This window comes from Streptomyces sp. LUP47B (assembly GCF_001746295.1).
In the GTDB taxonomy this organism is placed as follows: domain Bacteria; phylum Actinomycetota; class Actinomycetes; order Streptomycetales; family Streptomycetaceae; genus Streptomyces.
This window is the reverse complement of the sequence record NZ_MJAH01000002.1, coordinates 637,379-661,570: the sequence shown is the minus strand read 5'-3', so window position 1 is coordinate 661,570 and position 24,192 is coordinate 637,379. Positions and strand designations below refer to the sequence as shown.

The 24,192-nt window shown below is 71.1% G+C and carries 19 protein-coding genes; 8 read left to right on the top strand and 11 right to left on the bottom strand.

What is annotated here, in order from left to right:
• Positions 1 to 81: 81 nt before the first annotated feature.
• Positions 82 to 2,235 (bottom strand): SpoIIE family protein phosphatase, encoded by a 2,154-nt coding sequence (locus BFN33_RS09555; protein WP_069759458.1) that lies wholly within the window; start codon positions 2,233 to 2,235, stop codon positions 82 to 84.
• Positions 2,236 to 2,377: 142 nt separating this feature from the next.
• Between BFN33_RS09555 and aspS the strand changes: the two genes are divergently transcribed.
• From aspS to BFN33_RS09540, 3 genes are all read left to right on the top strand, one after another.
• Complete coding sequence (gene aspS / locus BFN33_RS09550) at positions 2,378 to 4,141, top strand: aspartate--tRNA ligase (protein WP_069759457.1); 1,764 nt, start codon at positions 2,378 to 2,380, stop codon at positions 4,139 to 4,141.
• A gap of 220 nt (positions 4,142 to 4,361) precedes the next feature.
• The gene (locus tag BFN33_RS09545) at positions 4,362 to 5,690 is read left to right on the top strand and encodes an MFS transporter (protein ID WP_069759456.1); all 1,329 of its coding nucleotides are present in this window, start codon (positions 4,362 to 4,364) and stop codon (positions 5,688 to 5,690) included.
• Between the two features lie 30 nt (positions 5,691 to 5,720).
• Positions 5,721 to 6,635 carry a dioxygenase gene (locus BFN33_RS09540; protein ID WP_069759455.1) on the top strand — a complete coding sequence of 305 codons (915 nt, stop codon included), beginning with the start codon at positions 5,721 to 5,723 and terminating at the stop codon, positions 6,633 to 6,635.
• Between the two features lie 64 nt (positions 6,636 to 6,699).
• Here the strand turns inward: BFN33_RS09540 and BFN33_RS53080 are convergent, their stop codons facing one another.
• Positions 6,700 to 6,861 (bottom strand): hypothetical protein, encoded by a 162-nt coding sequence (locus BFN33_RS53080; protein WP_176742342.1) that lies wholly within the window; start codon positions 6,859 to 6,861, stop codon positions 6,700 to 6,702.
• A gap of 152 nt (positions 6,862 to 7,013) precedes the next feature.
• Here BFN33_RS53080 and BFN33_RS09535 point away from each other — a divergent pair, with 152 nt between their 5' ends.
• Complete coding sequence (locus BFN33_RS09535; RefSeq protein WP_069759454.1) at positions 7,014 to 8,366, top strand: polysaccharide lyase family 1 protein; 1,353 nt, start codon at positions 7,014 to 7,016, stop codon at positions 8,364 to 8,366.
• Between the two features lies 1 nt (position 8,367).
• Here the strand turns inward: BFN33_RS09535 and BFN33_RS09530 are convergent, their stop codons facing one another.
• The 3 genes from BFN33_RS09530 to BFN33_RS09520 form a co-directional block, all read right to left on the bottom strand.
• On the bottom strand, positions 8,368 to 8,844 hold the full coding sequence (locus tag BFN33_RS09530; protein WP_059208266.1) for a hypothetical protein: 477 nt from the start codon (positions 8,842 to 8,844) through the stop codon (positions 8,368 to 8,370).
• A 66-nt stretch (positions 8,845 to 8,910) separates the two neighbouring features.
• A complete protein-coding gene (gene metG / locus BFN33_RS09525; RefSeq protein WP_069759453.1) occupies positions 8,911 to 10,626 on the bottom strand; it encodes a methionine--tRNA ligase in 1,716 nt (571 codons plus the stop codon).
• A gap of 143 nt (positions 10,627 to 10,769) precedes the next feature.
• Positions 10,770 to 12,404 (bottom strand): VWA domain-containing protein, encoded by a 1,635-nt coding sequence (locus tag BFN33_RS09520; protein ID WP_069759452.1) that lies wholly within the window; start codon positions 12,402 to 12,404, stop codon positions 10,770 to 10,772.
• A 271-nt stretch (positions 12,405 to 12,675) separates the two neighbouring features.
• Here BFN33_RS09520 and BFN33_RS09515 point away from each other — a divergent pair, with 271 nt between their 5' ends.
• A complete protein-coding gene (locus BFN33_RS09515; RefSeq protein WP_069759451.1) occupies positions 12,676 to 14,730 on the top strand; it encodes a PhoX family phosphatase in 2,055 nt (684 codons plus the stop codon).
• Between the two features lie 18 nt (positions 14,731 to 14,748).
• Here BFN33_RS09515 and BFN33_RS09510 read toward each other — a convergent pair whose 3' ends face one another.
• From BFN33_RS09510 to BFN33_RS09500, 3 genes are read right to left on the bottom strand one after another with little or no spacing between them, the layout of a single operon-like run.
• Positions 14,749 to 16,674 (bottom strand): FUSC family protein, encoded by a 1,926-nt coding sequence (locus BFN33_RS09510; protein ID WP_069759450.1) that lies wholly within the window; start codon positions 16,672 to 16,674, stop codon positions 14,749 to 14,751.
• 22 nt (positions 16,675 to 16,696) lie between these two features.
• Positions 16,697 to 17,647 carry an endonuclease/exonuclease/phosphatase family protein gene (locus BFN33_RS09505; protein WP_069759449.1) on the bottom strand — a complete coding sequence of 317 codons (951 nt, stop codon included), beginning with the start codon at positions 17,645 to 17,647 and terminating at the stop codon, positions 16,697 to 16,699.
• A gap of 9 nt (positions 17,648 to 17,656) precedes the next feature.
• On the bottom strand, positions 17,657 to 18,403 hold the full coding sequence (locus tag BFN33_RS09500; protein WP_069759448.1) for an alpha/beta fold hydrolase: 747 nt from the start codon (positions 18,401 to 18,403) through the stop codon (positions 17,657 to 17,659).
• Positions 18,404 to 18,478: 75 nt separating this feature from the next.
• On the opposite strand from BFN33_RS09500, the gene BFN33_RS09495 reads away from it, so the two are divergent.
• The gene (locus BFN33_RS09495) at positions 18,479 to 19,807 is read left to right on the top strand and encodes a PLP-dependent aminotransferase family protein (protein WP_069759447.1); all 1,329 of its coding nucleotides are present in this window, start codon (positions 18,479 to 18,481) and stop codon (positions 19,805 to 19,807) included.
• On the opposite strand, the gene BFN33_RS09490 is transcribed toward BFN33_RS09495, so the two are convergent.
• Entirely contained in the window at positions 19,716 to 20,546 is an 831-nt protein-coding gene (locus BFN33_RS09490) for a hypothetical protein (protein WP_069759446.1), read from the bottom strand. The two genes, BFN33_RS09495 and BFN33_RS09490, sit on opposite strands and share 92 nt — an antisense overlap.
• A gap of 151 nt (positions 20,547 to 20,697) precedes the next feature.
• Between BFN33_RS09490 and BFN33_RS09485 the strand changes: the two genes are divergently transcribed.
• A complete protein-coding gene (locus BFN33_RS09485) occupies positions 20,698 to 21,093 on the top strand; it encodes a hypothetical protein (RefSeq protein WP_069759445.1) in 396 nt (131 codons plus the stop codon).
• Between the two features lie 50 nt (positions 21,094 to 21,143).
• Here BFN33_RS09485 and BFN33_RS09480 read toward each other — a convergent pair whose 3' ends face one another.
• The gene (locus BFN33_RS09480; RefSeq protein WP_069759444.1) at positions 21,144 to 21,572 is read right to left on the bottom strand and encodes a hypothetical protein; all 429 of its coding nucleotides are present in this window, start codon (positions 21,570 to 21,572) and stop codon (positions 21,144 to 21,146) included.
• Positions 21,573 to 21,781: 209 nt separating this feature from the next.
• Here BFN33_RS09480 and BFN33_RS09475 point away from each other — a divergent pair, with 209 nt between their 5' ends.
• Positions 21,782 to 22,939 carry a hypothetical protein gene (locus tag BFN33_RS09475; RefSeq protein WP_069759443.1) on the top strand — a complete coding sequence of 386 codons (1,158 nt, stop codon included), beginning with the start codon at positions 21,782 to 21,784 and terminating at the stop codon, positions 22,937 to 22,939.
• Here BFN33_RS09475 and BFN33_RS09470 read toward each other — a convergent pair.
• Entirely contained in the window at positions 22,936 to 24,171 is a 1,236-nt protein-coding gene (locus BFN33_RS09470; protein ID WP_069759442.1) for an amidohydrolase, read from the bottom strand. The genes BFN33_RS09475 and BFN33_RS09470 overlap by 4 nt on opposite strands.
• Positions 24,172 to 24,192: the final 21 nt, after the last annotated feature.

Genomic DNA, 24,192 nt, shown 5'->3' with positions numbered 1-24,192 from the left:
GATATCGCGAAAGAAGTATCGATTCAGTCGCCGTCGTGGAGCCGCGGATCCAGCCCCGTAGTCGCCTGAGCCGCAGGCGCGCTACTCCGAGCCCTCCCCCGACGACTCGTACAGCTCGAACCAGATGCTCTTGCCCTCGCCCTGGGGGTCCACCCCCCACCCGTCCGCGAGCAGCTCGATCAGCATCAGGCCGCGGCCCGAGGAGGCCAGTTCGCCGGGGCGGCGCTTGTGCGGGAGGTCGTCGCTGGTGTCGGTGACCTCGATGCGCATCCGGCGGTCGCCCGTCTCACCGCGGACCTCGGCGAGCAGCAGCGCGTCCGCGTCGGTGTGGACCAGGACGTTGGTCAGCATCTCGGACAGCAGCAGGACCGCCGAGTCGACCTGGTCGGTCGAGGACCAGTCGTGCAGCAGTTCGCGCAGTTGCTGGCGGGCCACCCCGACCCGTTCCGGTTCCGCCTGGGCGACCGAGAGCATCGTGCGGCGGACCGTCGGCGCGGTGAGGGCCGTGTCCCCGCAGCCGCAGCCTTCCCCCTGCCGGCACAGCAGCAGGACCGCGATGTCGTCCTCGCGGCGGTCGGCGAGGGGGCCGGTGGTGTGGTGGGAGGAAGGGCCGTGGACGGCTTGGACGAGGGCGTCGGCGAGTTCCTCCAGGTCGCCGTCGTGGCTTTCCAGGATGGTGCGGATGCGCTTCCAGCCGGTGTCGAAGTCGTGGCCGCCGGTCTCGATCAGCCCGTCGGTGCAGAGCATGAGCGTCTCGCCGGGTTCCAGGGCGATCCGGGTCGTGGGGTAGTCGGCGTCGGGGTCGATGCCCAGCGGGAGGCCGCCTTCGGTGTGGCGGGCCAGGACCGTGCCGTCGGCCATGCGGATCGCCGGGTCGGGATGCCCGGCCCGCGCCACCTCCAGGACGCCGGTCGCCGGATCGACCTCGACGTACAGGCAGGTCGCGAAGCGCATGTCGGAGGGGGCGTCGACGCCGTACGTCATGCCGTTCAGGAAGCGTGAGGCGCGGGAGAGGACCGCGTCGGGGCGGTGGCCCTCGGCGGCGTAGGCGCGCAGGGCGATCCGGAGCTGGCCCATGAGGCCCGCCGCCCGTACGTCATGGCCCTGGACGTCCCCGATGACCAGGGCGAACCGTCCTCCCCCGGACGTCGTCCGGGAGGTGCCGCCGGGCAGCGGGATCATGTCGTACCAGTCGCCGCCGACCTGGAGGCCGCCGCCGGTGGGGACATAGCGGGCGGCGACGGTCATGCCCGGTATCTGGGGGCCGAGGGTGGGGAGCATCGAGCGCTGGAGGCCGTCGGTCAGTTCGCGCTCCGACTCGGCGAGGCCCGCGCGGGACAGGGCCTGGGCCAGCATCCGTGCGACCGTCGTGAGGACCGAGCGCTCGTCCGGTGTGAACGCGACCGGGTAGGCGAAGGCCGCCATCCACGCGCCCATCGTGCGACCGGCCACCGTCAGTGGCAGGAACGCCCAGGACTGGCGGTCGAAGCGCTGGGCGAGCGGCCAGGTGACCGGATAGCGGGAGTGGTAGGCCTCGGGGCTGGAGAGATAGACGGCACGGCCGGTGCGCACGACCTCGGCGGCCGGGTAGTCCGTCTGCAGGGACATGTGGGAGAAGGGGCTCTCGTCTCCGGGCTGCTGTCCGTGGTGGCCGATGATCGTCAGGCGGTCGCCCTCGACGCCGAAGACGGCCAGGCCGTCGGGGCTGAAGCCCGGCATGGACAGGCCCGCGGCCACCCGTAGTACTTCGGCGGTGGAGCGGGCCTCGGCCAGGGCGCGGCCCGCGTCCAGGAGGAAGGCTTCGCGGGAGCGTCGCCAGTCGCCGGTGACGGCGGTGCGTCCGGCGGGGGTGCCGGGGGTCGGCTCGGTGACCTCCTGGAGGGTGCCGATCAGCTGGAACGACTTCTTTTCCTTGTCGTACGACGGCTTGGAGCGGCTGCGTACGGTACGGATCACCCGGCCCCGCTCGTCCATGATCCTGATCCGGACCTCGGCGAGCGTGTCCTCGGCGACGGCGAGTCCGACGACGCTGATGATCTCGTTCCAGTCGACCGGGTGGAGACGGGCCCGTGCCTGGGCCTCTGTGAGGGTGGTCAGCTGGGCGGGCAGCTCAAGCAGCCGAGCTGCCTCGGCATCGACCGTGACCAGCTCGGTGGCGGTGTCCCAGTGCCACAGGCCGGTCGCGAGGGCGGTGAGGACGTCCCCCACGGCGGGCAGGGGCTCACCAGTGCGCATTGCCCTACTTTAAGAACAGGAGTTCCCGGAGTGCCACTGTTGGCCAAGTCGTAATGGTGGGAGACGGTCCTGGGGGCCCCGGTAGGCTTGGGGGAGTTTCACGTGAAACAAACCCCGATCCGCGAAGGCTGGATGAACGACGATGCATCGGTACAGGTCCCACACCTGCGGCGAGCTCCGCTCCTCTGACGTCGGCACCGACGTCCGACTGAGTGGCTGGCTGCACAATCGGCGCGACCTGGGCGGCATCCTCTTCATCGATCTGCGCGATCACTACGGCATCACGCAGCTCGTCGCCCGTCCGGGCACGCCCGCGTACGAGGCTCTCGACAAGCTGACCAAGGAGTCCACGGTCCGCGTCGACGGCAAGGTCGTCTCCCGCGGCGCGGAGAACATCAACGCTGACCTGCCCACCGGTGAGATCGAGGTCGAGGTCGGCGAGGTGGAGCTGCTCGGCGCGGCCGCCCCGCTGCCGTTCACGATCAACACCGAGGACGGGGTCAACGAGGAGCGGCGCCTGGAGTACCGCTTCCTCGACCTGCGCCGCGAGCGCATGCACAAGAACATCATGCTGCGTACGGCGGTGATCTCCGCGATCCGTCACAAGATGACGGCGCTGGGCTTCAACGAGATGGCGACCCCGATCCTGTCGGCGACGTCCCCCGAGGGCGCCCGCGACTTCGTGGTCCCCTCCCGGCTGAACCCGGGCAAGTTCTACGCGCTCCCCCAGGCGCCGCAGCAGTTCAAGCAGCTGCTGATGATCTCGGGCTTCGACCGCTACTTCCAGATCGCGCCCTGTTTCCGTGACGAGGACGCGCGCGCGGACCGCTCGCCGGGCGAGTTCTATCAGCTCGACGTCGAGATGAGCTTCGTCGAGCAGGAGGACGTCTTCCAGCCGATCGAGAAGCTCATGACCGAGCTGTTCGAGGAGTTCGGCAACGGCCGTCACGTCACGTCTCCCTTCCCGCGGATCCCGTTCCGCGAGGCGATGCTGAAGTACGGCTCCGACAAGCCGGACCTGCGCGCCCAGCTGGAGCTCGTCGACATCACCGACGTCTTCGAGGGCTCGGAGTTCAAGGCGTTCGCCGGCAAGCACGTGCGTGCGCTGGCGGTGCCGGACGTCTCCGCGCAGCCGCGGAAGTTCTTCGACCAGCTCGGTGACTACGCCGTCTCCCAGGGGGCCAAGGGCCTGGCCTGGGTCCGGGTGGCCGAGGACGGCTCGCTGTCCGGTCCGATCGCGAAGTTCCTCACCGAGGAGAACGTCGCCGAGCTGACCAAGCGCCTGTCGCTGGCGGCCGGTCACGCGGTGTTCTTCGGCGCGGGCGAGTTCGACGAGGTCTCGAAGATCATGGGCGCGGTGCGGGTCGAGGCCGCCAAGCGTGCCGGGCACTTCGAGGAGGGCGTGTTCCGGTTCTGCTGGATCGTCGACTTCCCGATGTACGAGAAGGACGAGGAGACCGGCGCGATCGACTTCTCGCACAACCCGTTCTCCATGCCGCAGGGCGGTCTTGAGGCCTTGGAGAGCCAGGACCCGCTGGACATCCTGGGTTGGCAGTACGACATCGTCTGCAACGGCGTCGAGCTGTCCTCCGGCGCGATCCGGAACCACGAGCCCGAGATCATGCTGAAGGCGTTCGAGATCGCGGGCTACGACCGCGAGACCGTCGAGGAGAAGTTCGCCGGCATGCTGCGCGCGTTCCGCTTCGGCGCCCCGCCGCACGGCGGTATCGCCCCGGGTGTCGACCGCATCGTGATGCTCCTCGCGGACGAGCCGAACATCCGCGAGACCATCTCCTTCCCGCTCAACGGCAACGCCCAGGACCTGATGATGGGCGCGCCGACGGAGCTGGAGGAGGCCCGGCTGCGGGAACTGCACCTGTCGGTGCGCAAGCCGCAGCCGAAGTAGGGCTTTGCGGTTGTAGGTGGCTCGGAACCGAGGTCGGTTCCGAGCCACTTCGCTTTTCACCGGCCGGTTCTTCTTCGACGGGGAGTCGGTCCTGTCTTCACCAAGTTCACATACATGTCCACGCATCAGCCCATTGACCCGGAGGATGGCCCTCCGTATCGTCCTCCGGGCTCAGGTACGTGACACGTGGTCATGTATATGAACAGCAAGGGAGACAACGATGTCAGAGCCGCTCGTCCCCGAGGCGGAGAGTCGTGCCGTGGCCAAGTTCCTGCGCCGCATGATGCCGCTGCTGGTCCTGATGCTGCTGGTCAACAACCTGGACCGCACCAATGTCGGCTTCATCCAGGAGGACCTCCAGGCGGACGTCGGTGTCAGCGCGACGGCGTACGGCTTCGGGGCGGGGCTCTTCTTCATCGGGTACGCCTTGTTCGAGGTGCCCAGCAACATGCTGCTGGAACGATTCGGCGCCCGCGTCTGGCTGACCCGCATCATGATCACCTGGGGTCTGGTGATCGTGGCCATGTGCTTCATCCACAACGTCACGACGTTCTACGTCCTGCGCTTCCTGCTCGGCGTCGCGGAGGCGGGCTTCTTCCCCGGCGCGATGCTCTACATCACCCAGTGGCTGCCCGACGCCAGCCGCGGCCGGGCCACCGCGATCTTCCTGGGTGGTTCGGCCGCCGCCGGCATCGTGACCGGCCCGATCACCGGCGCCCTGCTGGAACTGCACGGCGCGGGCGGGATCGCCGGATGGCGCTGGATGTTCGGCCTGGAGGGCACCTTCTCGGTGCTCGTCGGCATCGCCGCCGGGTTCTTCCTGGTCTCCCGGATCGAGGACGCGCGCTGGCTCGACGCCGACGAGAAGGCGGCGCTGCGGGCCGCGGTCACCGAGGATCAGCAGGTCCGCAGCCGCGCGCCGAAGGTGTCCCGGCTCAAGCTGCTGGTCCACCCGCAGGTCCTGCTGCTGACCGGTGCCTTCTTCGCCATGACCCTCACCGGCTACGCGATCACCTTCTGGCTCCCCAGCCTGGTCGAGGAGATCGGCGGACTGTCCTCCTTCGAGGTCGGCGTCCTGTCGGCGATCCCCGCGGTCTGCTCCATGATCGCCATGTACTCCATGAGCCGTTTCACCGACCGCGCCCCGGATCGCCGCCCCTACCTCGCCATCACCCTGGTCCTGTCCGCGGTCGGCACCTATCTCGCCACCCTCGGCAGCCCCTGGTTCGGCCTCGCGGCGATCACCCTCGCCGGCGTCGGCTCGAAGTGCGCGGCCACGCTGTTCTGGCCCATGGCCCAGTCCGGGCTCGACCTGCGGATCGCCGCACCGGGCCTGGCCCTCGTCAACTCCATCGGCAATCTCGGCGGTTTCGTCTCCCCGTTCCTCTTCGGCTATCTCAAGGACACGACCGGCAGCACCAACGGCGGCCTCTACATCCTGACGGCGGCCTCGCTGCTCGCGGTGATCGCGGCGAAGTACCTGCGGGGCGCCCGGGCCGGTGCGGACCTGAAAGAGCCCACAGCAAGCCACAGCCCGCTCCCACGCTGAGGACAGTCTTCTTACCTAACTTCGCCTCTCATGACGGGAAACCAGCCGAAACACAAGAAGGACCTGACGCGGCGCAAGGTCGTCGTCGCCGGAGCGGGCGCGGCCGTGGCGGTGGGTGGGGGCGGCACCCTCGCCGCGTCGGGTGCGTTCGCGAGCGGGACGAGCACGACCGCCTCGGCGAGCAGCACCTCCACCGCTGCCGAGGCCTGCTACAAGCTCACCTCGGAGACCACCGAGGGGCCGTACTACATCGACGCCGACAAGATCCGCCAGGACATCACCGAGGACAAGGAGGGCATCCCCCTCACCCTCAGGCTCAAGGTGATCGACTCCGAGACCTGCAAGCCGATCGCCGACGCCGCCGTCGACATCTGGCACTGCGACGCGCTCGGCATCTACTCGGGCTACGAGTCCTCGTCGGCCGGCGGCGGCACCGCCCCGACCGACGCGCCCTCGGGCACGCCGAGCGGTACCCCGACGGGTGAACCGCCGACGGGCGCCCCGACCGGTGGCCCCAGTGGCGGCGTCCATCAGGAGCCCACCGACGACGAGCGCTATCTGCGCGGCACCTGGAAGACCGACAAGCACGGCCAGGTCACCTTCAGGACGGTCTTCCCGGGCTGGTACCGGGGCCGTTGTGTGCACATCCACACCAAGGTGCACGTCAACGGCGAGTGGACGGACGCCGGTTACGAGGGCGGCAACACCTGCCACACCGGCCAGTTCTTCTTCGACGAGGAGTCCGTGCTGGCCTCCGCCGAGGTCGAGCCGTACTCCACCAGCACCACCGAGCGCACCACGCTCACCGAGGACACGATCTACGACCAGAGCGGCACGACCGGCGGCCTGCTCAAGCTGAAGTACAACAAGAAGAACATCGCCAAGGGCGTCATCGGCTCCCTCACGATGGGCGTCGACCCGGAGGCGACGAACGACAACAATTGAGGTGACTCCGCGACCACGTACGCAGGCGCCCGGGACGGTGAAGACCCGGGCGCCTTCGGCTGTTTCAGATGATCCAGAGCAGCCCGTCACCGCCGAGCATCGTGCCGTACGGCTGGGCGAGGCCCACGGACGACGCCGTGAACAGCTTGCTGCCGGTGGCCGTCGGCCGGGTGGAGCCGCCGGGGAAGACCCGGACCGCACCGGTGCAGTTGTTCTCGCCGGACACGCCGGACACGCCGGGCGGCCCGGGGCTCGGAAATTTCTTTGCCCCTCGCGGCAACCCCCCTGATCCCGGCGACCACTTGAGGGCGAGTGAAGCGCCTTCACCGGGGCTTCACGAACCGCACATGTCCCACCACCGCTCGTAAGGAAATCCCCGTGGCCTCTGCCTCCCACCGCCGGTCCCTCCGCACCCGTCGCACCCTGGTGGTCTCCGCCGCCGTGGTGGCCGCGGGGGTCGGTGCCGGTGCCGTCGTGATGAACGCGAACGCCCAGGCCGTGGACCTGTACCACCAGACGCTCGCCGCGAAGGACGGCTGGGCCTCCTCCGGGACGGGCACGACCGGCGGCACGAAGGCCGACTCCGCGCACACCTTCACCGTCTCCACCCGGGCACAGCTGGTGAAGGCGCTGGGGTCGGTGTCCGAGACCACCCCGCGGATCATCAAGGTCAAGGGCTCGATCGACGCCAACACGGACGGCGCCGGCAAGAAGCTGACCTGCGCGAACTACGCGTCGGGGACGGGCTACTCGCTGGCCTCCTACCTGAAGGCGTTCGACCCGGCCACCTACGGCCGCTCGAAGCTGCCGTCGGGCAAGCAGGAGACCGCGCGGGTGGCCGCGCAGAAGAAGCAGGCCGCGAACATCGTCTTCAAGGTGCCCGCGAACACCACGATCGTGGGGGTGCCGGGCACCAAGGCCGGCATCTCCGGCGGGATGCTCCAGATCCAGAACGTGAACAACGTCGTGGTCCGCAACCTCACCTTCGCCGGCACCGAGGACTGCTTCCCGCAGTGGGACGCGACGGACGGCGACAAGGGCAACTGGAACTCGAACTACGACTCGGTGACGCTGCGGGGCGCGACCCATGTGTGGGCGGACCACAACACGTTCACGGACGCCCCGCACCTGGACTCCGCGAACCCGAAGTACTACGGCCGCGAGTACCAGATCCACGACGGGGAGCTGGACATCACCAAGAGCTCGGACCTGGTGACCGTCTCCCGCAACCAGTTCACCAACCACGACAAGACGATGCTGATCGGCAGCAGTGACAGCGAGCCGAGCGGCAAGCTGCGGGTCTCGATCCACCACAACGTGTGGAAGGGCATCGTCCAGCGGGCGCCCCTGGCCCGCGTCGGCCAGATCCACGTCTACAACAACTACTACGACGTCACGGCCCTGAACGGCTACGCGCTGCAGTACAGCATCAACTCCCGCGCCAAGGCCCAGGTCGTCGCCGCGGACAACTACTGGAAGGTCCCGTCCACGGTGAAGGTGTCGAAGCTGCTGAGCGGCGACGGCACGGGCGCGATCGCGGGCTCCGGCAACCTGGTCAACGGCACGGCGACGAACCTGGTCGCGGCCTACAACGCCGCGTCCTCGAAGGACCTGAAGACGAGCGTGAACTGGACCCCGACCCTGACGTCGGGCCTGGAGTCGTCGGCCTCCGCGGTGAAGAACCTGCCGATGTCGCTGGCCACGACGACGGGGGCCGGGGTGCTCTCCTAGCTCAGGTGTCGTACGTCCCGTCCCACGGTTCCGCGAAGGCGAGGCGGTCGGGGTAGAGCTCCGCCCACTGTTCGCCCTCGTCCTCGCGGATCACCAGGCCGAAACGGACGCCCTCGTGGGTGATGCTGAAGGGACGGATCGCGATGTCCGTGTAGGAGCGGCGGGGGAGGCTGCGCAGCAGGGTCCCCCGGTGGACCTGGGCGCGGGTCAGCGGGGAGGCGTCACCGCTCGGGTCGCGTTGCTGCTCCGCCCAGGTGCCGGCGCACCAGATGTCCGAGTCGCGGTAATTGCCCTCGGTGTCGAAGGTGTGCAGAACCGCGTACAGGCGCTTCTGCTCTTCCCAGCCCTCCTCGAGGTGGAACCCCTCGGGGAAGGCATATGTGATCGACGCCAGGAACTGACCCTCCGCATACCGCCCGATCGTCTCGGTGCGGTGCTTCGGCTCGTACGCGACAGGAATGACCCCGGGCACTGCCATGGCGCAAACCATACGGCTTGGCGCGGACACGGCGATGCCCGGGTCGGTATCCGGACTGCTCCGGGACTACTCCGGGGAGCCGCCGAAGCGCTCCTTGTACGTCTCCAGGTCCTCGTCGGTCAGCTTGGCGAACAGGACCGGGGGGACCGTGAAGGGGGTGCCGGGGGTGAGGGCGGTGAGGGTGCGGGCTTCGTCGGCGGTGATCCAGGTGGCCGTGTCGTCCTTGAGGGCGAAGGCCTGGCGCATGGCGGCCGAGGTCGCGGGGATGAACGGCTCCGAGACCACCGCGTACAGGTGGATCAGGTTCATCGCCGTGCGCAGGGTCAGTGCCGCGCCGTCCTTGTCCGTCTTGATCTCCAGCCAGGGGGCCTTCTCCTCCAGGTAGGAGTTGCCCGCCGACCACAGGGCGCGCAGCGCCGCCGCGGCCTTGCGGAACTGGAGCGCCTCCATCTGGGACTCGTACTCCGCGAGGAGGCGGGCGATCTCCTCGCCCAGCTTCGCCTCCGCCTCGCCCGGCTCGCCGCCGGCCGGGACCTCCTCGCCGAAGCGCTTCTTCGAGAAGGACAGGACGCGGTTGACGAAGTTGCCGAGGGTGTCGGCCAGGTCCTTGTTCACCGTCGCCGTGAAGTGCTCCCAGGTGAAGGACGAGTCGTCCGACTCGGGGGCGTTGGCGATCAGGAAGTAGCGCCAGTAGTCGGCCGGGAGGATGTCCAGGGCCTGGTCGGTGAAGACGCCCCGCTTCTGGGACGTGGAGAACTTCCCGCCGTAGTACGTCAGCCAGTTGAAGGCCTTGACGTAGTCGACCTTCTTCCACGGCTCGCGCACACCGAGCTCGGTGGCCGGGAACATCACCGTGTGGAAGGGGACGTTGTCCTTCGCCATGAACTCGGTGTAGCGGACGGTGGTGTCGACGTCGTACCACCACGACTTCCAGTCCCGGTTCTCCGGGTCCAGATCCGCCCACTCCTTCGTCGCGCCGATGTACTCGATCGGGGCGTCGAACCAGACGTAGAAGACCTTGCCCTCCGCGGCCAGCTCCGGCCAGGTGTCGGACGGGACGGGGACGCCCCAGTCCAGGTCACGGGTGATCGCGCGGTCGTGCAGGCCCTCGGTCAGCCACTTGCGGGCGATGGAGGAGGCCAGCTGCGGCCAGTCGTCCTCGTGCCGCGAGACCCACTCCTCGACCTCGTGCTGCAGCTTCGACTGGAGCAGGAAGAGGTGCTTGGTCTCCCGGACCTCGAGGTCCGTGGAGCCTGAGATCGCCGAGCGCGGGTTGATCAGGTCGGTCGGGTCCAGGACGCGCGTGCAGTTCTCGCACTGGTCGCCGCGGGCCTTGTCGTAGCCGCAGTGCGGGCAGGTGCCCTCGACGTAGCGGTCCGGGAGGAAACGGCCGTCGGTGGGCGAGTAGACCTGACGGATCGCGCGCTCTTCGATGAAGCCGTTCTCGTTCAGGCGGCGGGCGAAGTGCTGGGTGATCTCGACGTTCTGCTCGCTGGAGCTGCGGCCGAAGTAGTCGAAGGCCAGCGCGAAGCCGTCGTAGACCGCCTTCTGCGCGTCGTGCGCCTGCGCGCAGAACTCGGCGACCGGCAGGCCCTGCTCCTTCGCGGCCAGCTCGGCCGGGGTGCCGTGCTCGTCCGTCGCGCAGATGTAGAGGACCTCGTGGCCGCGCTGGCGCAGGTAACGGGAGTAGACGTCCGCCGGGAGCATGGACCCCACCATGTTGCCCAGGTGCTTGATCCCGTTGATGTACGGAAGGGCGCTGGTGATGAGGTGTCGAGCCATCGGGGGCTGCTCCCAGGTTGGTCGTGCGGGTGAGTCGCTTCGCGAGTCCTGAAATCGTATCCGACATGGGTGGGCCGCCCGCTTCCCGTTTTACGGGGTGGGAGGCGGGCGGCCCGGTGGTGAGCTGTGGTGATCTTCGGGGGTTACGGGCGCCAGTTCGCCAGGATGCCCTCGTAGATCTCCGCGTCCGTGAGTTCCTTCGGGGTCTCGCCCGCGAGGAAGTGGGACGTGTTGGGGAGCTTGAGCTTGCGGAGGTAGTCGAAGGCCTTGTTCTCCGGGTCACCGAAGGCGACGAAGGAGAAGAAGACGGCGGGGTGGGTCTTCGCCGCCTCCGTGAGGGCCTGGGTGGCGGGGGTCTTCGCGTCCGGGGCGCCGTCCGTCTGGAAGACGACCAGGGCGGGGGTGTCGGGGGAGTTCTTCCCGTGCTGCGCGAGGACTTCCTCGACGGCCGCGTGGTAGCTGGTACGGCCCATGCGGCCGAGCCCTGCGTGCAGGTCGTCGATCTTGTTCTCGTGCTCGGTGAGGGTGAGCTCGCCGGTGCCGTCGAGTTCGGTGGAGAAGAAGACGACGTGCACCTTGGACTCGGGGTCCAGGTGGGCGGCGAGGGCGAGGGTCTGCTCGCCGAGGGCCTGGGCGGAGCCGTCCTTGTAGTACGGCCGCATGCTCGCGGAGCGGTCGAGGACGAGGTAGGTCGTGGCGGCGGTGCCGGTGAGGCCGTGGGTGGTGAGGGCGGTGGCGGCGGCGGTGTAGGCGGTGCGGAGGGTGGCGGGTACGGCGTCGATGTTCCCACCCGCATCCGCTGCCGCGGGGGCCGGGGTTTCGGGGGCGACGGCCGGCTCCGGCTCCGGTGTCGGGGTGACCTCGGCGGTCGGCTGCGGCTCCGGTTCCACGACGGTCTCGGGCTCCGGGTCCGAAGCCGGCTCGGGCTCGGGCGTGACCTCGGCGACCGGCTGGTCGGCCCCGACAGCGACGGGCTCGGGCTCGGGCTCCTGGACGGAAGCCGGCTCGGGCTCGACGGCGGAGTCGGGCGTGACCTCGGCCGCCGGTTCGGGCTTCGGCTCGGGGGCGGCCTCTGCGGTGGGCGTCACCTCGGGTTCCGGGGCGGCTTCCGGCTCGGGTTCGACGACCGGCTCCGGTTCCGGTGCGACCTCCGCCACCGGCGGCTGCTCCTCCGCCGCAGCGACCGGCTCTTCAGCGGCGGGCTGCTCGGTAACCGGCTCTTCGGCAGGGGTCTCCGGTTCGGCCGCGTTCTTCGCCACCGGTTCCTCGGCGGGTGCTTCCTCCGCCACCGGCTCTTCAGCGGCGGGCTCCTCGGTGGCCGGCTCTTCGGCGGACGTTGCCTGGACGGCCACGTCCTCCGCCACCGGCTCCTCCGCGGACGCCCCGGCCTCAGCCGCTGGCTCCTCCGGCGTCGATTCCTCGGGTACCGGCTTCTCGGCCGCCGGCGTCTCGGGCGCCGCCTTGTCCGGGGCCGGCTGTGTCGGGATCTGTGCGGTCTTCGGGGTCCCTGCGTCCTCCGTCGCCGGGGTCTCCGCCGAAGGTGCCGGCTTGGCCGCTGCCGCCTTGTCGAAGGCCGCTGCGACCAGTTCGTGCTCGGAGGAGGTGGAGAGGGTGGAGGTACGAGGTTCGGGGACCGTCGCCGCCTTCGTAGGCGCCGGAGAGGGGACCGTCGGTGCCGCCTCCTGCGAAGGAGTCGTCTCCGCACCCTCTGCCTCGGTGGCAGCGCCCTTGCGTGATCGGCCGCCGAACGCGTTCCGCAGGAGAGTGAGAATGCCCATGTGCGCAACCCTTCGCATGAGTTGTAGCCCGTCAATCCCTGGCCAGGACGGACACGTAAGGTTAGCGGCCCCGGACGGCGATCTTGGGCAGGGGCTGGTGACCGGGGTCCCGGGCGTCAAGACCTACTTCCGGACTTCACCCGCGCGTGGCGTCAACTCCGCTACGTCCACCCCGGGTTCATGCACCGTTCACCACCCTGTCCCGTTCTCGCACGGACGCGCACCTACCGTCCGTCAAGCGAGCTTCAAGGGGAAGCAAGGGGAGAGCAAAGTGCGCGTACAGCTGCCATTGATCAACGCCGTCCATGGACGGTCCGCCCTGACCTGCCGTTTCCGGTGTGGTGACGCCTGTTTCCACCCGGCGCCCAACACCTCCTCCAACCCGTACGTCGGCGATGTCATCGCCACCGCGCTCAGCCGCCGTTCGATGATGCGTGCCGCCGCCGTCGTGACGGTCGCCGCCGCGGCCGGCACCACGGGCGCCGTGGTCACGGCCCCGTCGGCCGAAGCCGCCGCCCAGCAGGCCAAGCCCCAGCCCAAGGGCAGGGCCGCGCGCGGGCTCCGGTTCACCCCCGTCGCGCCCAACACCGCCGACACCGTGACCATCCCGGCGGGCTACTCCCAGAACGTCGTCGTCCGCTGGGGCGAGCCCATCCTGCGCGGCGCCCCCGCCTTCGACCCGGACCGGCAGACCGCCGCCGCCCAGGCCGGCCAGTTCGGGTACAACAACGACTTCCTCGCGCTGCTGCCCCTGCCGGGCGAGCGTGGCCGGCAGGTACTCGTCGCCAATCACGAGTACACCGACGAAGTGCTCATGTTCCGTGGCTACGACGCCGCCGACCCGACCCGTGAGCAGGTCGAGATCGCCTGGGCCGCGCACGGGCTGTCCGCCGTCGTGGTGGAGGAGAACAAGAGGAACGGCGCGCTCACCGTCGTACCCCGGCACCACCTCAACCGGCGCGTCACCGCCACCACCGAGTTCCGGCTGACCGGGCCCGCCGCGGGGTCCGACCTGCTCAGGACCTCCGCCGACGCCACCGGCCGGAAGGTCCTCGGCACGCTCAACAACTGCTCCGGCGGCACCACCCCCTGGGGCACCACCCTCCACGGCGAGGAGAACTTCAACCAGTACTTCGCCAACGCCGGCCGGGCGACGGACAAGCGTTACGGGATCGGGACCGGCGCCAGCGAGCGCAAGTGGGAGCGCTTCGACAAGCGGTTCGACGTCGCCCAGGAGCCCAACGAGGTGCACCGCTTCGGGTACGTCGTCGAGCTCGACCCGTACGACCCCTCCTCCGCGCCCCGCAAGCACACCGCGCTCGGCCGGTTCAAGCACGAGGGCGCGACCGTGCGGCTCACGCACGACGGGCGCCCCGTCGTGTACTCCGGGGACGACGAGCGGTTCGACTACTTCTACAAGTTCGTCGGCAGCAAGCGGATGAAGCACGGCGGCGGCAGGGCCGTGCGGGAGCACAATCTCTCCCTGCTCGACGAGGGGACCCTGTACGTCGCCCGCCTCACCGGTGACTCCCCCGCCCTCGAGATCGACGGGACCGGGAAGCTTCCCGCCGACGGGGAGTTCGACGGTGGCGGGGAGTGGATTCCGCTGGTCACCGCCACGGCCAAGGGTGCCGTGTCGCACGTCGAGGGGATGACCGCCGATGAGGTGTGCGTCTTCACCCGGCTCGCCGGCGACAAGGTCGGGGCGACCAGGATGGACCGGCCCGAGGACATCGAGCCCAACCCGCACTCGGGCAAGGTGTACGTCGCGCTCACCAACAACACCAACCGCGGTGTCGGCGCGAACGCGCCCGCCGACGAGGCGAACCCCCGCAACGCCAACAAGCACGGGCACATCCTCGAGCTCACCGAGCGGTGGAACCGGGCCGACAGTACCGAGTTCGCCTGGACGCTGTTCCTCGTCGCCGGGGACCCGGAGGACCCCGCCACCTACTTCGCGGGCTTCCCGAAGGACGACGTGAGCCCCATCTCCTGCCCGGACAACGTGGCCTTCGATCCGCACGGCAACCTGTGGATCTCCACGGACGGGAACCAGCTGGGCACGCACGACGGGCTGTTCGGTGTCGCCACGAAGGGGGAGCGGCGCGGTGAGCTCAAGCAGTTCCTGACCGTGCCGACGGGGGCCGAGACCTGCGGCCCGCTGGTGCAGGACCGGCGGGTGCTGGTGGCGGTGCAGCACCCGGGGGAGATCAGCGGGGCGACGGTGGAGAAGCCGGCGAGCACCTGGCCCGACGGCCCGGGGAAGATCGTGCGGCCGGCGGTCGTGGCGGTGTGGCGCAAGGACGGGAGTGACATCGGCGTATAGGCGGACGACCCCGCGCCGCTAGGTGGGTTGCGCGACCGCCCTGGCTGCCGCCACCTCCTGCCGCAGGGGCTCCAGTACGCTGCCCGCCGGTCCGGTCAGGTCCGTTCTGACCGCGTACAGCACGTCCACCTTCCGCAAGCCGTCCGCCAGCTCACGGAGTTGGAGCACCACTTGCTCCACCTCGGCGGCGGACGGCCGGGCCGCCCCGTGCCGTACTCGCACCCTCGCCGCCGTCGTCGCGTCCACGATCCGCTCGACCGCGACGACCAGCGGCCACCAGGCCGCCGCCCGGCGGCCGGTGGGCGGCGGCTCGGTCAGCGCGCGCTGGAACTCCGTGCGGATCACCGAGAGGTCGCGGTAGAGGCGGCGGCGCATACGGGCGCGGGCGGCGGGGTCGGGGGCGGACCCGAACGCCGACTCCACATAGCGGGCCGTGTCGGCGACCGCGTCGGCGAGCCGGTCGCCGACCCGCGTGTGCCAGCTCTCCGGCCACAGCAGGTACCCCGCGACCAGGGCGATTCCGCAGCCCATCAGGGAGTCCAGCAGGCGGGGCATCAGCAGGGCCGTGCCCTGGTGGTTGAGGACGTCCGACAGCAGGAGGATCACGGGGGTGATCGCCGCCGTCTGGTAGCCGTAGCCGCGAGGGGTGAGTGCCGGGATCAGCGGGGCCAGCAGGAGCATCACCAGGACGTCCCACCCGCCGCGCGGTACCTGCGAGAGCACCGCCGCCGCGACCACCAGCCCCGCCACCGTGCCCAGCGCCCGCAGCAGCGCCCGCGAGAACACCGAGCCGAAGTCCGGTTTCAGCACGAAGGTGATCGTCAGGGCCACCCAGTAGGAACGGGGGACGGGGATGATCGAGACCAGCGCCTGGGCCGACCCGATGCACAGCGCCAGCCGCAGCCCGTAGCGCCATGACGCCGCCGACAGGGCGACGTTGCGTGCGGCGCGGGCGGCCCGGACGCCGAGCGCGGCCGGGCGGCCGAGGCGGTCGTCGATGCCGCGCGGGTCCACATCCGGTACGGCGACGACCTCGGCCGCGTGGCGCAGCGCGTGGTCGACGGCTCGGGCGGTCTCCGACACCGGCACGGGGAGGCTCAGGCCTATCGGGCCCGTGTAGCCCGTCTCCACCGCCCGGGCGAGGTGGCGGACCGTCTCCGGGATCTCCGTTGCCAGCGGCTCACCGGACAGGTGGGCCGCGGGGGCCGCCTCCACCACCGGGGTGATCGCGTTCAACTGGGCCAGCAGGCGGGTCAGTTCGGCGCTGCGGCCGTGGTGGCGGGCGCGCCGGGCCAGGACGAGGTCGTACGACTGGTTCAGGGACTGGGTGACGGCGTGCCGTGCCTCGTCGTACTCCGCTCGACCGCAGGCGGCCATCAGGTCGGCCACCGTCCGGTACGTGGCCGCGACCGCCGTCCGCTCCGGCACCCCGGACCTGAGCGGCCAGGCGAGCAGGGCCAGCAGCAGGACGAGGAGGCCACCGCCGGTCATCAGCAGCGGGGCCAGCCACCAGTCGCCCGGCATCGGCAGGCCCGCGCCCACCACCGAGTTCAGCAGCAGGAGCAGGCCCGAGACCGAGGCCACCGCGCCGATCGTCGAGATCATCCCGGAGACGAGGGCGACGCAGGTGACCGCCACGACCGCGGTCCACCCATGGCCGTAGACCAGGGAACCGAGCGTGATGCCGAGCGCGCCGAACAGCTGGGGGACCGCGATGTTGAGGATCCGCATGCGGTACGCGTCGGCGGTGTCGCCGATGACCCCGGACAGGGCGCCCATGGAGGCGAGGGCGCCGTACTCCGGCTGATCGACCCAGAGGCCGATCGCCAGGGGGAGGGACATCGCGATCGACGCGCGGGCCACGGCGGCCCGGTTGACGGGTGAGTGCTGCGGTTGGAGGTTCCGGACCAGCCAGTCGGGCGGGGTGAGGCCGATGCGGGACATGCGGCCATTATGAACACCCAGGTCAACCGGGCCTGTGCAGGGCGATGTCCACCAGCAGGGCACGGTGGTCGGTGTCCGCCAGGTCCAGGAAGCGGGCGTCGCTCGCCGAGAAGTCCCTGGACACCAGCACGTGGTCGATCTGCGCGCCGATGGCCGGGGCGGTGCGGGCCGGCCAGGTGGGTGTGCGGTCGGAGCCGGCGAGGCGGGCCGCGTCGCGCAGCCCGGTGTCGAGGATCGCGCGGAAGGCCGCGTGGTCCTGGGAGGCGTTGAAGTCGCCGGCCAGGACGGCCGGGGTGCGGCCCGTGGCGGCGGCGAAGTCGCGCAGCCTGCCCAACTCCAGCCGCCACAGGCCCAGTTGGCCGGGCAGCGGGGGCATCGGGTGCGCGAGTTGCAGCCGTACGGCGTGACCGCGCACGTCGGCGACGGCCCCGGGCATGCCCATGGTGCTCCCCGGGATCCCGGCGGCGGGCTTCAGGGGGAAGCGGCTGAGGACGACGGACCCCGTCGAGCCGGCGCCCTCCACGGACCGCCGGTACGGATAGCTCTCGGACAGGGACCGCCGCAGTGCCGCCGAGCAGCCGTAGTCGCATTCCTCCACGAAGACGATGTCCGGTCCTTCCTCGCGGACGGCGGTGACGAGGGCGTCGGTGGCCCGTCCGAACTCGACGTTCGAGGTCAGGACGCGGAAGGAGGCGAGCACCCGGCCGTCGGGCTCGCCGCCCTGTCCGTACGGGGCGATGAACCACGCCAGCAGCCCGAGGAGCACGCCCGCCCAGATCGTCCCGGGCCACCACCGGGTGAGCAGGGTGAGGGCCAGCCCCGCTCCGGCGGGCGCGAGCAGCCAGGGGAGAAAGGCGAGGAACTGGGGGACGGGGGTGATGCCGTCCGTGTCGGCGAGCCGGCATCCCAGGATCACGCTCACGGCGGCGAAGAGCAGGGCGGCGGTCCAGATACCGAGCCTTCGGCGGGTCACCGTCCGAGCCTACGAGCGGGCGTCGACCTTCGCCAGGAACTCCCCGAGCACGGTGTTGAACTCCCCCGCCCGTTCCAGGTTGGGCAGGTGCGCCGCCCCCTCGAAGACGTGCAGCTCCGACTCCGGGAGCGCCGCGTGCATGGCCTGCGCGTCGGCGACCGGTGTGTAGGTGTCGTCGGCGCCCACGGCCACCAGCGCCGGGACGACGACGCGGGTCAGCAGCTCGCGGTGGTCGGGGCGGGCGGCGCGGGCGCGCAGGGCCGCCGCGGCGGACTCCGGCCGGGTGGCCGTCATCATGCCGTGGACGTGCGCCTTGACCTCGGGGGAGGCATACGGCGCGACCATCTTCTCCAGCACCTCGTCGGCGTACCCGCGCATGCCCTCGCGCAGCAGCCGGTCCGCCGTCGCGTGCCGGACCCGCGCGCCCTCGGGGCTGTCCGCCGCCGGGAAGGTGTCGGCGAGGACCAGGCCCCGGATCCGCTCGGGGAAGAGCCGGTAGCAGCCCATGGCGATCTGACCGCCCATGGACAGGCCTGCCAGCACGCACGCCGTCACATCCAGTTCGTCCAGCAGCGCCTCGATGTCCTCGGCGAACCGCTCGAAGCGCTCGACCGGCGCGGGCGGCACCGCGGTGCCGTAGCCGCGCAGGTCCGGGGCGATGACGCGGCGGGAGGCGGAGAACGTCTCGATCTGCGGGCGCCACATCGTGTGGTCGAAGGGGTGGCCGTGGACCAGCACCAGGGGGATCGCCGTCATGACGCCGACCCTAGGTCGGCCCCACATCTCGGTGCAATAAAATCTTTGCCCTCAGTGCAATCACAGGGGGCCTTGGTGCACGACTACCGCCGTATCGCCGACCGCATAGCCGCCGACATCACCACCGGACGGCTCCGGCCGGGCGAACGCCTGCCCCCGCAGCGGAAGTTCGCGCGCCGGCACGGGATCGCCGCGTCGACGGCGGAACGGGCGTACGGCGAACTCGTACGGCGGGGACTGGTCGTCGGGGAGGTGGGCCGCGGCACCTTCGTGAAAGCCACCGCGCCGGTGCGGCCCGGCCGGGGGCTCATCGAGGACACGGGGACACCCGTCAACCTGGAGCTCAACTACCCCTCCGCCGAAGGCCAGTCCGAGCTCCTCGCCGAAGCCCTCGCACCCCTGCTGCGCCCCGACGTCCTGACCGAGGCCCTCCGCCCGGCCGCCGCCACCGGCACACCGGCCGCCCGCGAGGCCGTCGCCGCCCTCCTCACCACCCCGGGCTGGCGCCCCGACCCGTCCCGGATCCTCTTCACGGGCAACGCCCGCCAGTCCGTCGCCGCCGCCCTCGCCTCCCTGGCGCGGTCGGGCGGCCGGGTCGGCGTGGAGGAGCTGACGTATCCCGTGGTCAAGGAGATCGCTGCCCGGCTCGGCATCACGCTGGTGCCGCTGGCCACGGACGAGGAGGGACTGCGCCCCGAGTCGGTGGCCGCCGCCCATCGCACGGCGCCCCTGTCGGCCCTCTATGTGCAGCCGACCCTGCACAATCCGACGTCCGTGACGACCAGTTACGAGCGCAGGCGTCAACTCGCGCTTACCGTCAATGACTTGCACCTTCCCGTCGTGGAGGACCGCATCTGGTCGTTCCTCGCGGAGGACGACGACCCGCTCGCCGCCCTCGCCCCCGCCCTCACCCATGTCGTCGACGGTCTCTCCAAGCGGGTCGCGCCCGGGCTCACCGTCGGCTTTCTCGTCGTACCGGAAAAGCGGGTGGACGCGGTGGCGGACGCCGTCCGCTCCGGTGGGTGGAGTGCGGGGCGGTTCGCGCTGGAGGCGGGGGTTCGGTGGACGGTGGACGGGACCGTGGCGCGGCTGGTCCAGGCGAAGCGGGCCGACGCGGCGCGCAGGCAGCGGGTGCTGGCCGAGTGCCTGGGCGGGTTCGCCGTACGGTCCGATCCGCGCGCGTACTACGCCTGGTGGCAACTCCCGGCCCCCTGGCGGGCGGACACCTTCACGGCCGCCGCCGCGGCGCTCGGGATCGCCCTCACGCCCGGGCCCTCCTTCGCCGTCGACCCGAACCGCACCCCGGACGCGGTCAGGCTCGGGCTCGCGTCGGCCGCTGTGCCGGATCTGGAACGGGCCCTGCGGGCCCTCGCCCGGCTCGCGGCCAGCCGTACCGACCACTGAGCCAGCAGGTCAGAGCCACCGCGAGACCGACGGCCACGAGCAGCCAGGAGACCGTGCGCAAGGTGGCGGTCAGGGCGTCGTAGACGGCGCCCACGGCCGGGCGGTGCACCGGGTCGGGCAGATCGGTGAGGGTGAGCCGGCGGCCCACGGCGACGGCGAGGCTGAGCAGCGCGCCGCCGAGTGCCGTGCCGAGGGCGGTCGCGGTGAGGGCGCGGCGGCGACAGGCGGCGACCGCGATCCCGGCGACGGCGAGGACGGCGGCCGAGACGGGCAGCCAGAAACCGGCGACTTCGAGCACGTCGTAACCCTTCCGGAGACGGTCCAGCTGGGAGGCCGGGAGCACGGCGATCTCGGTGGGGGGCAGGGTGACCCGGTGCTCCACCCGGGCGGCGATCGGGGCGATGTCGACGGTCACCTCGTGGTGGCCGCCGTCCCGGACTGCCCTCAACACGGCTTGGTGGACGGCTCTGTTGCCCTCGTCCCACGCGGTGCCGAAGGCCGGGGTCCGGGTGAAGGAGCGCACCAAGGGCCGTACCGGCTCGCCGACTTCGCCCTCCACCGCGTCCGCGACGCTGTCCCGCACGGCGGGGTCGGCGGCGAGCGGTGCCATCGTCGTGACGTACCGGCCCGTGTCGGTGAGGCCGTACGCCGCCCAGGCCGCCACCGCGCCGAAGGGCACGAGCAGACAGGCCAGGGCGATCAGGGCGGCCGACAGGGCGCCGCGGACACGAGAGGTCACCCTTCAAGGCAAGACGACGGCGGGCGGCCGCGCGAGCCGTGGAGCCGGCGATTCCGCCCTCCGGTGGAGGGTTCACCCGAACGGGTGTCTCATGGATCAGGGGAGATCAGGGGCGGATCGGGGGGAGACCCGGGGAGAAGGAGGCCGATCCATGCGCACCACTACGGGCCTGCGGACCCTGGCCGTGGCCATGCTCACCGGCGCCACGCTCACCGTCACGGCGGCGGGCGGCTTCGCGGCGGCAGCCCCGCCCACGTACGCCGAAGGCCATGGGCACGGCGGTCCGGTCCGGGGCACCATCGTCTCCCGCACCCCGGTCGACGTACGGGCCGCGCCCACCACGCACTCCGCCGCCGTCGACCGGCTCCCGCCGGGCAGCCACGACCGGGTGAGGTGCATGGTCCGCGGGCAGAGCGTCAACGGCAACCCGTACTGGTACTGGTTCACCGGGGCCCGGGGCTGGGTCAGTGCCGCGTTCGTCGACACCGGCCGGCGTTCCGTGCCGACCTGTGCGGATCCGTGTCCGCAGTGGAAGAACGTGGGATGAGGGAAGTCGTGGGCCCCGGCCATTTCCTGGCCGGGGTCCATGCGCGTCCGCTAACGGATCCGGTTCCCCTCGCCGTCCTCGTGCGTGTAGTAGCGGTAGAAGAACACGACGAAGATCCCCGCCGCGACCGCCAGCGCCAGCGCCGTCGAGCGCAGCACGCTCTCTCCCGTCTGGCTGTACAGGAACCCGACGGCCGCCCCGGCGAAGCCGGACTTCACGGCCGAGTGGAGCTCCCGCTTCAGCAGGGGCGCGAACGTCGCCACGGCGATGCACAGCACGATGAACGCGATGGCCGTGACACAGCCGAACAGCACGTTCCAGCCGGTGATCGGCCCGCCGTCACGGCGGTTCGCCGCGGCCCAGTAGCCGTAGACCAGCCCGAGCACGACCGGGATGCCGTACCTGGCGGCCGTGTGCACCTTGGCGTCGAAGACATCAGGTGTCCGGGCGAATCCGCCCGCGGGTGCCGCATGAGCCATGAGAGCACTCCTCTCTCTCCACCCCGATACACCCCCGGCTTCCAGAGCACACCTGGGAAGGGGCCCTGGCAAGTCGAATGCCGTGATTGCTGTGCGCGGGGCCGACGAGCGGGCAGGAAAGGGACGTTTGCCGCCCTGGGAACTCCCCTTCGCAGCCACAGCGGTTACCGTGCTGCCGTAAGTGATCGACGGGGGATGGGGAGGGACCGATGCCCGGAACCGTGCTGCTGCTCGCCGCCTCACCGGTGGGCAAGAGCCGTCTGGTGGACGCGGCGTCCGTGCTTCCCGTTCTCGCGGCCGTGCCGCCCGCCGTGCTCTCCGGCACCGACACGGCCAATGTCGTGGAACTCGCCGACCCCCTGGAGCCGCAGGCCGTCCTGACCCGGCTGCGCGCCGTCGCGGCCACGCCGGGCCCGCTCACCGTCTTCATCGCGGGCCAGCTCGCCCTGGACCGCCGCCAGCACCTCCCCCACCTCGCGCTGGCCCGCACCACCCCGGCCACCGTGCGCTACACCGCGCTGCCCTGGCAGTGGATCCGGGAGGAGTTCCGGCTGCGTTCCCCCGGGTCGACGACGCTCCTGGTCGACCTGCACGCCGACGCGGATGCGTGGGGCTGGCTGCGGACGCACGCCCTCGACTCCGGGCGCAACAACGCGGTGTTCGGGCGGATCGCGCCGCCGCCCTCCCGGCGTACGGTGGCCGGGCCGGCGTACATGAAGACGATCGCGACGATCCTGCGCAGCGGATGGCGTCCGCCGGTCGAGCAGCTGCATCAGCAGGCGTTCGGGCGGCTGGGCCCCGACGCCTACGGGGACGTCGTGTTGACGGTGCCGCCCGCTCCGGTGGCCGTCCCCGGGGGCTTCGCTCCCAGACCCGCCTATCGGCCTGAACAGCCTCGTCCTCACACGCCGGAAAGGCCGAAGACACCCGACCGTCCTCAAGAGGACCCCCACGTCCAGATCACCGCCGCCGTCCAGGCCGGCCGGCACCAGGACGCCGACGCGCTCGCCCTGGCGCACGAGCAGGCCGCCACGCGTGCGCACGGGGTGGCGTCCGAGCAGGCCCTGCACTGGTCCGAGGTGCGGGCGGACCTGGCGATGTTCGCGCGGGACTCGGCGCGCAGCTGCCGGATCTGGCTGACCGTGGCCGAGACGCGGCTGACCGCCCAACAGAGCCCGGACTCGCCGACCGTGGAGAAGGCCGTGGACCGTGCCCACCACCAGTGGGGGCAGGTCCGTGACAAGACCCAGGCGCAGGAACTCGGCGCCCTGCTCGCGCAGTTGCGCGCCCGCGTTCCCGGCCGTCGCCCGGGCGCCCTGGAGAACGTGGAGAAGCAGCTGCGGGAGCTGCAGGCGACACCGTTCTAGACGAGACAGGCCAGCGCCCCCGACACCAGGGTCCGCACCCCCGGCGCCACCGTCGACAGGTCCGGGGCGAAGTGCGGGCTGTGGTTGCTGGGGACGGCGTCGAACTTCTCCATCAGGTCCGCGCCCGGTGCCGCCTCCCAGGTCTCGGCGGGCGTGGAGGTCACGAACCAGTAGGAGTACGGGAGTTCGCCGAGCGCGAGCTTCGAGAAGTCCTCGCTGGCCATCGCCGGGCCGGAGTCGAAGACGGTGGCGGTGCCGAAGACCTCGCGGTGCACGGCGGCGATCCGGTGGTCGGTCTCCGGGTCGTTGACCGTGGCCGGGAACGAGCCGCCCAGGGTCACCTCGGGTTCGCGCGGGCAGCCCGCCGCATGGCACTCGCCCTCGGCGATCCGGCGGATCGCGGCGATCATCCGGTCCCGTACCGCCTCGGACTGGGTCCGCAGGTTGAGGGAGATACGGGCGGTGGCGGGAATGATGTTCGGGGCCGTGCCCGCCTCGATCCGGCCGACGGTCAGCACGGCCGACTCGCGCGGCTTGATCTCCCGGCTGACGATCGTCTGGAGCCGCGTGACGATGTAGGCGGCCGTGACGACCGGGTCGACCGTCGTCTCGGGGCGCGAGCCGTGGCCGCCCCGGCCGTGCACCACGATCTCCACGTCCGTCGTCGCCGACATGATCAGGCCCGGCACGTGCGCGTACAGGCCCGCCGGGCCCGGTACCACGTGCTGGCCGAGCAGGACGTCCGGGCGCGGGACCCGGTCGTAGAGCCCGTCGGCGACCATCGCGGCCGCCCCGCCGCCGGCCTCCTCGGCGGGCTGGCCCACCAGGAGCAGCGTCCCGGACCAGGCGTCCCGGCCGTCCGCGAGCGCCTTCGCCGCCCCCGCCAGCCAGGTCACGTGCAGGTCGTGCCCGCAGGCGTGCATCACCCCGGGCGACTCCGAGGCGTACGGCAGTCCGGTCAGCTCCTCGACCGGTAGCGCGTCCATGTCGGCGCGCAGCAGGACGGTGGGCCCGTCGCCGTTGCGCAACAGACCCGCGACGCCGGTGCCGGCGATGCCCTCGGCCGTCTCGAATCCGGCCGCCTTCAGCCGCTCGGCGAGCCGGGCCGCCGTGCGGTGCTCCTCGAACGACAGCTCGGGGTGACGGTGCAGGTCCCGGTAGAAGTCCTCGAGGTCGGGGACCGGGAGGTCCGCGGTGAGGTCCAGGGCGGTTCGGGCCGGGGCAGAGGTCATGGCGACCAGGGTGTCACCCGC